This is a genomic window from Citrobacter sp. Cf136 (assembly GCF_030333815.1).
GTDB lineage: Bacteria > Pseudomonadota > Gammaproteobacteria > Enterobacterales > Enterobacteriaceae > Citrobacter > Citrobacter freundii.
The window spans coordinates 1,329,708-1,342,304 of the sequence record NZ_JAOWFE010000032.1 but is presented as its reverse complement, the minus strand read 5'-3'; the positions used below and the strand labels follow the sequence as shown (position 1 = coordinate 1,342,304).

The window sequence follows — 12,597 nt, the reverse complement described above, 5'->3', positions numbered from 1 at the left end:
CCGGCGGTTTTTTGTTTTTTAGCTGACAGACTTAGCGATGCGCCAGTTCGGCGTTATCGTCGCTGTCCAGAATAGTTTTATCGGTCTGCTTCAGCCATTGACTGGTCAGCGTACCGGCAGTCATGGAACCGCTTACGTTCAACGCAGTACGACCCATGTCGATCAGCGGTTCAACGGAGATCAACAGCGCAACCAGCGTGACCGGCAGACCCATAGCAGGCAGAACGATCAGCGCGGCAAACGTTGCACCGCCACCGACACCCGCAACCCCTGCGGAACTCACGGTCACGATACCAACCAGCGTGGCAATCCACATTGGGTCCAGCGGGTTGATTCCAACGGTCGGCGCGACCATTACTGCCAGCATTGCCGGGTACAGACCCGCACAACCGTTCTGGCCAATCGTGGCGCCAAAAGAGGCGGCGAAAGAGGCGATGGATTCAGGCACGCCCAGACGACGGGTTTGCGCTTCAACGTTCAGCGGAATTGAGGCCGCGCTGGAACGGCTGGTGAAGGCGAAAGTCAGCACCGGCCACACCTTACGGAAGTATTTCAGCGGGCTAACGCCGTTAATACCCAAGAGGATCCCGTGAACCACGAACATAATGCCCAGACCGAGATAAGAGGCCACGACGAAGCTACCCAGCTTAATGATGTCCTGAAGGTTGGAACCGGCAACCACTTTGGTCATCAGCGCCAGAACACCGTACGGCGTCAACTGCATCACCAGACGAACCAGCTTCATCACCCAGCTTTGCAGGGTATCGATAGCCACCAGAACGCGCTCGCCTTTTGGTGCATCATCTTTTAGCAGTTTCAGTGCGGCTACACCCAGGAATGCTGCGAAGATAACTACGCTGATAATCGACGTCGGGTTGGCGCCAGTCAGATCGGCAAACGGGTTTTTCGGAATAAACGACAGCACCAGTTGCGGAACGCTGAGGTCAGCCACTTTGCCAACATAGTTGGTTTCAATCGCGTTCAGACGGGCCGTCTCGGCACCACCTTGCACCAGACCTTCGGCGGTCAGGCCGAACAGGTTGGTCACCAGAACCCCAACCAGTGCGGCAATCAGCGTGGTAAACAGTAGCGTTCCGATGGTCAGGAAGCTGATTTTACCTAACTGAGAGGCATTGTGCAGACGCGCAACGGCGCTGAGAATAGATGCAAATACCAGCGGCATAACAATCATCTGCAGCAACTGGACATAACCGTTGCCGACAATGTTGAACCACTGTACGGAATCTTTAAGAACCTGGCTGTCGGAACCATAAATGGTGTGCAGGGCAAGGCCGAACACGACACCCATGACCAGACCGACCAGTACTTTTTTGGCCAGACTCCACTGTTTGTGCCGGGCTTGCGCCAGCACGAACAGCAGCACTATGAACACGATAATGTTCGCGATTAAAGGAAAGTTCATCCCCGTTCTCCTGATCTTATTATGCGTATCACCGTTTAAAGGTGATTCTGTTGGCGCAAGATTAGCAGAACTGTGACATGCCTCTTATATTCAAATGGAATTGTTTATACCGAAAATGACTTTTTGGCTGATTTATTAGTCAATCTGATGCGTTATGAAACGATTGAACTGCATTTGTAGCGTATTAATCATCTGCGAAGACCAGCGTACAGCGCTGTTCTCTTGTACGGTCTGCGGCATCCAGATTGCCCATGCGAACAGTGCCATGCACAGAAACCGCTCCAGTTGGTTGCCTTTTTGCGGCACGAGGATGGGCAGACGAAAACGCCAGCGGCAGGGCCAAAGCAGGGGAACGCCCGCCGGGGTCAGCATATCGGCCAGAATATGGCTGAGATAACCGAGAACCATACCTTGTAAGGCATCAGCCGGTATTATCCAGGTGTCCGGGACTTTCAGGTAAAACGTGGTCAGCAGGGCAAAGACTGCAAGCAGGCTATGCGTAAACCCGCGATGACCAAATGCCCGGGCAATGGGTTTTGATATCCACTTCAGACGCTGCCCCAGTAGGGATTTGGGATGATCAATATCCGGCAGCAGGCACGTTAAAATGGCGGAAGGAACAATATGCCACCAGTCACCCTGCGCAAGAACGGGCGTTAGCTCGGCATTCTTGGCAAATACCGCACAGGCAATAGAAAAAAGAAGGTGGCCTTCCGCCGTCATGATAAAACCCAATAAACTGTCGATTCATACAGTATAGGGGTTTTATACAGTAGGCGGAAGAGGTGACGTTGTAACCCTTTGTCACAAGTGCGCCATTACCGCGCCAGCCAACCGCCATCCACGGCTAGCGTATAGCCATGAATATAGTCAGAGGCGGAACTTGCGAGGAATACGACCGGGCCTTTCAGATCATTTGGCGTGCCCCAGCGCCCTGCGGGAATACGATCGATAATCTCCTGATTGCGCTCGCTGTCTGCGCGCAGCTGCTGGGTATTATTGGTCGCCATATAGCCGGGTGCGATAGCATTGACATTAATTCCTTTGGCCGCCCATTCATTGGCGAGCAGGCGAGTGATGCCGAGCACGCCGCTTTTTGATGCTGTATAGGAAGGGACGCGGATTCCGCCCTGAAAAGAGAGCATCGAGGCAATGTTAATAATTTTTCCGCCATTGCCCTGAGCCAGAAACTGGCGCGCCACGGCCTGTGACAGAAAGAAAACAGATTTGAGATTCAGATTCATCACGTCATCCCAATCCTTTTCACTGAAGTCCAGCGCATCCTGACGGCGTATGGTTCCCGCATTGTTGACCAGAATATCGATCCGGCCAAACGCCGACACCGATTGTGTCACGATGCTGGTGAGAGCATCTTGTTGGCTGAGGTCGGCCTGAATAGCCATAAAACGTCGACCGAGGGCGTTAATTTTCTCTGCGGTTTCATGTGGTATTTTACGATTCACGCCGACTACATCGCAGCCCGCTTCAGCCAGCGCCACTGCCATACCCTGCCCAAGGCCGGTGTCACATCCAGTGACGATGGCTACTTTACCTTCGAGACGAAAAGCTTCCTGAATCATGTTTACCTCAACTATTTATGTCATTAACGCTTGCTCTATAGGGCAAGGATAGGAGAGGTTAAACAGAAACACAATTAAAAATGAAACGGTGTTTTAAAAATAAAAAATCTGAGAGGGCGGGCAATACGATCATTGCCCGTTACAGGATTAGCCGCGCAGATGAACGGCAGTAAGTTCGGTGAGCGAGGTTAGTTTGACGTCGGCAAGAACGAAGCGGGGATCTTCCTGATTCTCATGCGCTGGTACGACGATGGAACGCATACGGGCGGCTTTCGAAGCAATCATGCCGTTTACCGAGTCTTCCAGTGCTACGCAGTTTAACGGATCAATGCCCAGTTTTGTGGCGCAATCGAGATAAACCTGCGGGTGTGGTTTGCTGTAGGGCAGTTTTTCTGCAGAAGCCAGCGCGTCGAAGCTGCTGCGCAGATCAAACATGGTCAGCACTTTTTCCAGCATATGCAGCGGCGAGGCGGATGCCAGTCCTACTTTGATTCCCTGAGATTTGCACAACGCCACGGCTTCACGCACACCCGGCAGCAGTGGTTTTGTTTCTTCCACTAACGCAATGGCCCGGGTGATGATGCGCTCGGCGACTTCCTGACGTGAGGGACCGTTCCACGGTTGCTGCGCAAACCACAAATCGACCACCATATCGATGCGTAAGCCAAGAGTATCGGGAAGTTCATGGCGGCGGGAGATATCAACGCCTAAACTTGCTATCACATCCAGTTCAGCCTGATCCCAAAGCGGTTCAGAATCGACCAGTAACCCATCCATATCGAAAATTGCAGCAAGAATTTGACGCGGGGTTGACATTACAACCTCTCCTTTACGGTGATAAAAGGGATTAAGAGCCAGTAATAACAGGCTCTGAGCGTTCATTATGGCTAATTCAGCAGTATACCGCCTTTAAAGATCAGGCGAAAACGGTTATCAGCGGGTAAACTTAGGCCAAAATGACACGTCTTTATCAAGGGGAACTCATGACGTATCAACAAGCTGGACGCATTGCCGTCTTGAAAAGGCTGGTGGGATGGGTAATTTTCATTCCCGCGCTGATTTCAACACTGGTTTCTGTACTGAAGTTTATGTATGCGCACAGCGAAAAGCAGGAGGGAATTAACGCGGTCATGCTCGATTTTGCTCACGTGATGATCGATATGATGCGGGTTAATACACCTTTTCTTAACGTGTTCTGGTATAACTCGCCAACGCCCGATTTTCAAAGTGGACTGAATCTCGTTTTTTGGCTGATATTCATCCTGATTTTTATCGGTCTGGCGTTGCAGGATTCAGGCGCTAGAATGAGCCGCCAGGCACGTTTCTTACGCGAAGGCGTTGAGGATCAGCTGATTCTGGAACAGGCAAAAGGCAGTGAAGGATTATCCCGCGAGCAACTTGAGTCGCGAATTGTGGTACCGCACCATACGATCTTCTTACAAATTTTCCCGCTTTATATTTTGCCGGTGATCGTTATCGTGATCGGCTACTTCTTCTTCTCATTGCTGGGCTTTTTGTAAGTGCCGCTCTATCGGGCCTGCCACGTTGCGAAACGGCAGGCCTGATAAGCAACGCGGTACGTAGTTAAGCAGCGAGTAATCTATCCAGCGCTTTCTGCGCCACAACCAGATGCTGTCCTCCGAACAGAATTGCTCGATTCAGCAGCGTATAGAGCTGGTAGATTGGCTGCCTGTCAAGAAAGTCCAGCGGTAGTGGTGAGACTGACTGGTAACCGTCATAAATTTGCGGCGGCTGATCGGTATGTAACGGCAGCATTGCCAGGTCGCACTCTCTGTCCCCCCAGTAGCAGGCAGGGTCAAAGATGTACGGACCGTTAGGACCGAGGGCGCAGTTCCCGGACCACAAATCACCGTGCAGGAGAGACGGCTGCGGCTGATGAGAAGAGAGACGTTGCTGGACATGTTCGACGATGGCATCAATATTGCCAAACGCAATGCCTTTTTCAGCGGCGAGTTCCAGTTGCCAACCTATACGCTGCTCGGCGAAAAAGGTTGACCAGCGACGTTGCCAGGTATTGGGCTGCGGTGTGGTAGAGAGCGCGTTATCGAAGTCGAGACCAAACTGAGGCTGGTCGCTCCATTCGTGCAAATGCGCAAGCTGTTGACCGAGGATAAACGCGTTATGCGCATCAAGCGGACGGGGAGGGAGGAAATCCATCACCAGAAAGCTGTAATCTCTGTCTGCGCCTACTGCCCAGACTTTCGGTACCGATACAGTTTGACTGCGGGAAAGTAGCTCCAGCTGATCGGCTTCTGCCGTAAAGCCGGTTAACAACTCTCTTTCATCGCATTTGACGAAAAAATCTCGCCCCGCATAGCGTAAATGCCATGCGGCGTGAATCTCTCCGCCGGGCAGTTCATTACGCAGTTCGATTTCGCCTTCACCTAATTGCTCGCTTAAAAGACGACTGATAGCCTGCCACATGATGTCTCTCCCCATGTTGTCTGCCAGATCATAAGGTTAGCGCAAGAATGCGGTTAAAAAACACGAACTGACGCACACCACGGACGCGTCATCGCTGGAAAGGCACTTAATGTTTGTCGCTCTTCTTCACCCCGTACCGTTGTGGAGACGTCTGACTGCACATGATTCACTTCTTTGTAATAACGTGATTTTTTATCATAGTCGCATAACACCCATGCTGACAGTTTTACGCGAGAATCCCCCTTTGTCTTCAAAAGAGGGACGGTGTCGTTATTGAGTGAGATACGAATAAATTTTTTGCGTGTCGTCCAAAGAGCACAGGCGCGTACCCTGATTTAGTGTTGCTGCGCTACCTGCGGCGACGCCGTAACGGACAATATCCTCAAAAGGTGCATTCTCAGCCAGTTTAAGCGTCATGGCCCCGACCATACTGTCGCCCGCGCCTACGGTGCTTTGACTTTTCACCGGTGGCGGAACCACCTGAACGCAGGTATCTCGATCTACGCCCAGCGCCCCTTGCGGCCCAAGCGAGACCACAACGCGGTGCGCTTTTCCACTATGTACGATTTCCTGTGCGGCCTTGCGCACATCATCGGGCTGTGTCAGTTCTCGATTTACCAGCGCACTCAGTTCTTTGAGGTTAGGTTTGACCAGTTCGATATTGCCGATGGCTAACGCCGCCGTCAGTGCTTCACCTGAACTGTCGACAATACAGCGGATCCCTTGTTTTTGTGCGGTGGTAATCAGTCGGGTCAACTTCTCAAGCTGTACGCCGGGCGGCAAACTACCGCTGATGACCAGCAATGCACCAGATTCAATTTCCAGCACCTGATCCTGAACTTGGTAGAACTCGTCATCGGTCAGCGCAGCGCCAGGCATGACAAAACGATACTGTTCGCCGCTGGACTCAACGTGGACATGAAGATTTTGTCGGGTCCAATCTTTGGCTTCGACGGTGGATACGGGAACATTTTCGTCGGCGAGCAATGCAACAAGATGCTCTCCGGTTGCACCCCCCGCGGGGAAAATCGCCGTTGCGGTTCCGCCAAGATGGGCAATTGCGCGAGCAACGTTGATGCCGCCGCCGCCGGGTTCAAAAACTGGCGAGGTACAACGAAGCTTACCTTCCGGGTAAATTTGCGGAGTGATTGTTGCGCTATCGAGAGAGGGCGCAAGTGTTAACGTATAGATACGTACCATCTTTACCTCCTGTTAGGCTGTCCTCAGTCTGGCACTTAACCTCCCGAAAGTGAAGTAATTAACAACATGATTTTTCATATCTTTATTTAAAATTATCGTCATAAAGTTATATAAATAAAATAAAGGTTTAGGAACGCTCTTATTCAAAAAATGAAATAAGAATTTATTGCTATGTTATTCGAGTCTTTTTATAATTTGTTACCTTTCAAGGGTCTTTTGTCATTGATCCATATGAAAGTTTCCGAGACCGTAATGGTCTCTTTTTTTGTTGTACGGACTCTTAATAAATGAAGCTTTTGAAGACAGTGCCCGCAGCATTACTGCTGACGGGAGGCCTGCTTGCGTCAATGCATGCTGCCGCCGATGATTCCGTTTTTACTGTCATGGATGACCCTTCCAGCGCGAAAAAACCCTTTGAAGGTAACCTGAACGCGGGATATCTCGCCCAGTCAGGCAACACAAAAAGTTCTTCTTTAACCGCAGATACCACCATGACCTGGTACGGCCAAACGACCGCATGGTCTCTGTGGGGAAATGCCAGTAATACCTCCTCAAATGATGAGCGTTCATCGGAGAAATATGCCGTAGGTGGCCGTAGTCGTTACAACATGACCGACTATGACTATCTCTTTGGACAGGCAAGCTGGTTGACCGACCGCTACAACGGCTACCGAGAGCGTGACGTGCTGACTGCGGGTTATGGTCGTCAGTTCCTCAACGGGCCTGTGCACAGCTTCCGTTTCGAATTCGGTCCTGGCGTGCGCTATGACGAGCACACGGATGGCACCACCGAAACACAGCCGCTGGGCTATGCGTCCGGGGCCTATGCATGGCAGATGACGGACAATACCAAGTTTACTCAGGGTGTGTCGGTATTCGGCGCTGACGATACCACACTCAACTCTGAAACTGCCCTGAACGTTGCCATCAACGAACACTTTGGGTTAAAGGTGGCTTACAACGTGACCTGGAACTCTGAACCACCGGCAACAGCGCCGGAGCATACCGATCGCCGCACGACAGTTTCCCTCGGCTATCGGATGTAGTGACAAGCCGGGTCAAATAAATGGCCTGGCTTTTCTAAATTAAAGTTAAGTTTATTTAATATTTAATTTGCGTTTTATTTTTCTACCTGGCCATAACGCGTTATTTTCAGACGAATTCGATTAATCGATAAATAAACGAAATCGGAACAGCGGGTGAGCGTCATTTAGCCCCAGATCATCGCAGCCCAGCGCAGCATCAACATGGCCGTACAAATAACGAGCAGAATCACAACCATCTTCCAGTGTTTCTTCGCAAAGCGATTTGTGGGCATTGTTTTTTTCCTGCACAGATTAGATGACTTGAATCGCCACGGGTTTAACAGACACCTCGGAGTCATTTAAAATGACTTAAAGAGAGGTGCACATGAGCAGTAAGCGTTATCCTGAAGAGTTTAAAATTGAAGCAGTCAAACAGGTTGTTGATCGTGGCCATTCTGTTTCCGGTGTCGCAACACGTCTCGATATCACTACCCACAGTCTTTATGCCTGGATAAAGAAATACGGGCCGGACTCTTCCTCCAACAGAGAGCAGTCAGACGCTCAGGCTGAGATCCGTCGACTCCAGAAGGAGCTGAAGCGGGTTACTGACGAACGGGACATATTAAAAAAAGCCGCGGCGTACTTCGCAAAGCTGTCCGACTGAGGTACGCCTTTATCCGTGACAACTCCTGTTGTTGGCCTGTTCGTCTACTCTGTCGGGTTCTGAATGTTCATCCGAGTGGGTTTTACACCTGGCTTCAGCAGCCGCATTCACTACGGCTTCAGGCGGATCTCAGATTGACAGGACAAATCAAACAGTTCTGGCTGGAGTCCGGTTGCGTTTATGGCTATCGCAAAATCCATCTCGACCTGCGAGATAGCGGGCAACAATGTGGGATTAACCGGGTCTGGCGACTGATGAAGCGTGCCGGGATAAAGGCTCAGGTCGGATATCGAAGCCCACGAGCGCGTAAAGGTGAAGTCAGTACCGTGACACCCAACAGGCTCCAGCGACAGTTCAACCCGGAAGCTCCGGATGAACGTTGGGTAACGGACATAACTTACATCCGAACCCACGAAGGCTGGCTGTAGTTGTTGACCTGTTCTCGCGCAAAGTTATCGGCTGGTCAATGCAACCCCGGATGACAAAAGATATTGTTCTGAATGCGCTTTTGATGGCCGTGTGGCGACGTACTTCCCAAAAACAGGTGCTGGTTCATTCTGAACAGGGTAGTCAGTACACAGTCGTTCCTGAAATCACACGGTCTGGAGAGCAGTATGAGCCGTCGTGGTAACTATCACGACAACGCAGTTGCAGAAAGCTTTTTCCAGCTACTGAAGCGTGAACGGATAAAGAAAAAGATCTACGGAACACGGGAAGAAGCACGCAGCGATATTTTTGATTACATCGAAATGTATCAAAGCAGACTTAACATTATCATTATTACTAAGCAACCAGTATGACTCATTCTGGTTGCTTAGTACTTTTAAACAAAATTCTTTAATAAAGGTATTTTCTTTAAAGCTGCACAAATGCAAAATGATATTATAAGAGTTAATGGTGGTATTAAAATTAAATACCAAACATAACCATCACCTTCTTTATGTATGTATGTAGTATATATAAGAGACAATCTTGAATAGATAAACATGTGAATGCAATAAATTCCTAGCGAAACCGTTGATATCAATCCAATTAACTGTGATATGTTACTTTTCACTTTAGTCTTGTAGCGCATCAAGATAACACAAAAAAATGATATTGCTGATGCTGCAACCAAAGGCGACGTGTAACTATAAAACTCTTGGTATGTGAATCCAGATAGTTTACTATTTGATATGGTAAACAATGTCGTTGCTACAGTAGACAATATAAAAATAATTGAATATTGATATGTTTTTATTTTTATACTATCAATGTGTCTTAATCCAACGCCTACTATAGCGTATCCTGCAATTCCAACTATCTGTGATATATTATATGATGTTGTTATTGGGGTGCTGAACCCTAATATAGCTGATAGCCATGGTAGTGTTGATCCAAATACAAGCCAAATAAAAAACAGAATCAACATTCCTTCTTTCCCATAGCATTCATTAAAAGAAGATATCAACGGTATTAATAAATAAATGCCTATTATTGCATACAAGTACCATAGATGAAACATGGTTGGCCCAGATATAATGTCTAGCGCAAATGAAATGCTGAAGATATCTTTATTATTAAGGTAACCATAGAAATATGACCATGCAATAATTGGTGGTAATATTTTCACAATTCTTTTCTTAACAAACTCCATGTAGCTTTTGTACTTTCGAGCCATTAAGTATGCAGAAATTATTATAAATACTGGAACTGCTATTCTGGATATAGAGTTCATAACAACAGATAAATACCAATCAGGATCAAGGCTATATGGTATATTGCCAGCTACATGAATAATAATTACAAATATACATGATATTGCTCTCATTAATTCAATTTGTTGGTTTTTATTGTTTTCCATTTTGAAATGCTCATATGAAATCTAATTCAAGTTTATCTTAGCATTGTAGTTTAACACTAAAAGATAATTGCATTGCTACTTGATCGCGAACTGAATACAAAATATTTTTAGCTTCTATGTTTCCATGCAAGACGGACAAGTCCACTCAGGTGGGCTTTTTGATAGGCCTGGTGAGACAAAAACGGGACACACAAAGCTTTGCGTCGGTTTGCAGGGCTTTGTGCTGCTCTCACTTAGTCGATCGTATCTATCGTTGCAAGGCAATTTGAATCAATGTGAAACAGAGTGGTGCAATCACCACTTTTTTAGTGTTACCATCATTTTACCGGGTGAGGGACTGAGGATGTCAGTTTTTCATTTGTGTACCAGATTGTGTACCAATTTAGCGATTGTTGGTTAGATGGTTGCACAACTTACTGTAAACAAATAAATTTTCTCTTTGTATGTGATCTTACGTGTGGGTCACCACTGCAAATAAGGATATAACATGCCTGTTATTACTCTTCCTGATGGCAGCCAACGCCATTACGACCACGCTGTAAGCCCCATGGATGTTGCGCTGGACATCGGTCCAGGTCTGGCGAAAGCCACTATTGCTGGCCGTGTTGACGGTGAGCTGGTAGATGCTTCCGATCTGATTGAGCATGATGCGAAGCTCTCCATCATCACCGCGAAGGATGAAGAAGGTCTGGAGATCATTCGTCACTCCTGTGCGCACCTGTTAGGGCACGCGATCAAACAACTCTGGCCGCACACCAAAATGGCGATCGGACCGGTTGTTGATAACGGTTTTTACTACGATATCGATCTTGACCGTACGTTAACCCAGGAAGACGTCGACGCGCTTGAGAAGCGGATGCACGAGCTCGCTGAGAAAAACTACGATGTCATTAAGAAGAAAGTCAGCTGGTACGAAGCGCGTGAAACCTTCGTGAAGCGTGGCGAGACCTATAAAGTCTCCATTCTTGATGAAAACATTGCCCATGATGACAAGCCTGGCTTGTACCATCATGAAGAATATGTCGATATGTGCCGTGGCCCGCACGTGCCGAATATGCGTTTCTGCCATCACTTCAAACTGATGAAGACCGCTGGGGCATACTGGCGTGGCGACAGCAATAACAAGATGCTGCAGCGTATTTATGGTACTGCATGGGCAGATAAAAAAGCCCTGAATGCCTACCTGCAACGTCTGGAAGAAGCGGCCAAACGCGATCACCGTAAAATCGGTAAACAGCTTGACCTGTATCACATGCAGGAAGAAGCGCCGGGTATGGTGTTCTGGCACAACGATGGCTGGACTATCTTCCGTGAACTGGAAGTCTTTGTTCGCTCAAAACTGAAAGAATACCAGTATCAGGAAGTGAAAGGTCCGTTCATGATGGACCGCGTGCTGTGGGAAAAAACAGGTCACTGGGACAACTACAAAGATGCGATGTTCACCACCTCTTCTGAGAACCGTGAATACTGCATTAAGCCAATGAACTGCCCTGGCCACGTACAGATCTTTAATCAGGGTCTGAAATCCTATCGCGACCTGCCGCTGCGTATGGCTGAGTTTGGTAGCTGCCACCGTAATGAACCGTCAGGTGCGCTGCATGGCCTGATGCGTGTTCGTGGCTTCACTCAAGATGATGCGCATATCTTCTGTACTGAAGAGCAGATTCGTGATGAAGTTAACGCGTGCATTCGTATGGTCTACGATATGTACAGCACCTTTGGCTTCGAGAAAATCGTCGTCAAACTGTCCACTCGCCCCGAAAAACGTATCGGTAGCGATGAAATGTGGGACCGTGCTGAAGCTGACCTGGCCGTTGCGCTGGAAGAAAACAACATCCCGTTTGAGTTCCAACTGGGTGAGGGCGCGTTCTACGGTCCGAAAATTGAATTTACCCTGTATGACTGCCTCGATCGTGCATGGCAGTGCGGTACTGTACAGCTGGACTTCTCCCTGCCGTCCCGTTTAAGCGCCTCTTACGTTGGCGAAAACAACGAACGTCAGGTGCCGGTTATGATTCACCGTGCAATTCTTGGGTCGATGGAACGTTTCATCGGTATCCTGACCGAAGAGTTCGCTGGCTTCTTCCCGACCTGGCTTGCGCCGGTTCAGGTTGTGGTCATGAACATCACCGATTCTCAGTCTGAATACGTTAACGAATTAACGCAGAAACTACAAAATGCGGGTATTCGTGTAAAAGCAGACTTGAGAAATGAGAAGATTGGCTTTAAAATCCGCGAGCACACTTTACGTCGTGTCCCTTACATGTTGGTCTGTGGCGACAAAGAGGTAGAAGCAGGCAAAGTTGCCGTGCGCACCCGTCGTGGCAAAGACTTGGGCAGCCTGGACGTAAATGAAGTGATTGAGAAGCTGCAACAAGAGATTCGCAGCCGCAGTCTTCAACAACTGGAGGAATAAG

The 12,597-nt window shown here is 48.6% G+C and carries 11 protein-coding genes and 1 pseudogene; 4 read left to right on the top strand and 8 right to left on the bottom strand.

Annotated elements, in window-relative coordinates; all coding sequences use genetic code 11:
- Positions 1 to 31 precede the first annotated feature (31 nt).
- The 4 genes from tcyP to hxpB form a co-directional block, all read right to left on the bottom strand.
- Entirely contained in the window at positions 32 to 1,423 is a 1,392-nt protein-coding gene (gene tcyP / locus OGV98_RS10890; RefSeq protein ID WP_003843455.1) for a cystine/sulfocysteine:cation symporter, read from the bottom strand.
- 135 nt (positions 1,424 to 1,558) lie between these two features.
- Positions 1,559 to 2,158 carry a metal-dependent hydrolase gene (locus tag OGV98_RS10885; RefSeq protein WP_086551139.1) on the bottom strand — a complete coding sequence of 200 codons (600 nt, stop codon included), beginning with the start codon at positions 2,156 to 2,158 and terminating at the stop codon, positions 1,559 to 1,561.
- A gap of 83 nt (positions 2,159 to 2,241) precedes the next feature.
- Positions 2,242 to 3,003 carry a 2-dehydro-3-deoxy-D-gluconate 5-dehydrogenase KduD gene (gene kduD / locus OGV98_RS10880; RefSeq protein ID WP_003840907.1) on the bottom strand — a complete coding sequence of 254 codons (762 nt, stop codon included), beginning with the start codon at positions 3,001 to 3,003 and terminating at the stop codon, positions 2,242 to 2,244.
- Positions 3,004 to 3,150: 147 nt separating this feature from the next.
- Positions 3,151 to 3,819, bottom strand: coding sequence for a hexitol phosphatase HxpB (gene hxpB, locus OGV98_RS10875; RefSeq protein ID WP_202580518.1), 669 nt, complete (start codon positions 3,817 to 3,819; stop codon positions 3,151 to 3,153).
- A gap of 167 nt (positions 3,820 to 3,986) precedes the next feature.
- Here hxpB and OGV98_RS10870 point away from each other — a divergent pair, with 167 nt between their 5' ends.
- Entirely contained in the window at positions 3,987 to 4,523 is a 537-nt protein-coding gene (locus OGV98_RS10870; protein ID WP_057101647.1) for a YniB family protein, read from the top strand.
- Between the two features lie 64 nt (positions 4,524 to 4,587).
- On the opposite strand, the gene OGV98_RS10865 is transcribed toward OGV98_RS10870, so the two are convergent.
- Together OGV98_RS10865 and pfkB are read right to left on the bottom strand one after the other, a co-directional pair.
- Positions 4,588 to 5,448, bottom strand: a complete 861-nt coding sequence (locus OGV98_RS10865) for a fructosamine kinase family protein (protein ID WP_003030598.1) — start codon at positions 5,446 to 5,448, stop codon at positions 4,588 to 4,590.
- A gap of 270 nt (positions 5,449 to 5,718) precedes the next feature.
- Positions 5,719 to 6,648 (bottom strand): 6-phosphofructokinase II, encoded by a 930-nt coding sequence (pfkB, locus tag OGV98_RS10860; protein ID WP_032936084.1) that lies wholly within the window; start codon positions 6,646 to 6,648, stop codon positions 5,719 to 5,721.
- 287 nt (positions 6,649 to 6,935) lie between these two features.
- Between pfkB and OGV98_RS10855 the strand changes: the two genes are divergently transcribed.
- Positions 6,936 to 7,694, top strand: a complete 759-nt coding sequence (locus OGV98_RS10855) for a DUF481 domain-containing protein (protein ID WP_003840911.1) — start codon at positions 6,936 to 6,938, stop codon at positions 7,692 to 7,694.
- Between the two features lie 164 nt (positions 7,695 to 7,858).
- On the opposite strand, the gene yniD is transcribed toward OGV98_RS10855, so the two are convergent.
- Complete coding sequence (gene yniD / locus OGV98_RS10850; RefSeq protein WP_202580517.1) at positions 7,859 to 7,966, bottom strand: small membrane protein YniD; 108 nt, start codon at positions 7,964 to 7,966, stop codon at positions 7,859 to 7,861.
- 92 nt (positions 7,967 to 8,058) lie between these two features.
- Here yniD and OGV98_RS10845 point away from each other — a divergent pair.
- A pseudogene (locus tag OGV98_RS10845) lies at positions 8,059 to 9,092 on the top strand (IS3 family transposase); the annotation flags it as partial.
- A gap of 68 nt (positions 9,093 to 9,160) precedes the next feature.
- On the opposite strand, the gene OGV98_RS10840 reads toward OGV98_RS10845, so the two are convergent.
- A complete protein-coding gene (locus tag OGV98_RS10840) occupies positions 9,161 to 10,180 on the bottom strand; it encodes an acyltransferase (protein WP_286551451.1) in 1,020 nt (339 codons plus the stop codon).
- Between the two features lie 487 nt (positions 10,181 to 10,667).
- On the opposite strand from OGV98_RS10840, the gene thrS reads away from it, so the two are divergent.
- Positions 10,668 to 12,596 (top strand): threonine--tRNA ligase, encoded by a 1,929-nt coding sequence (gene thrS, locus OGV98_RS10835; RefSeq protein ID WP_003832572.1) that lies wholly within the window; start codon positions 10,668 to 10,670, stop codon positions 12,594 to 12,596.
- Position 12,597: the final 1 nt, after the last annotated feature.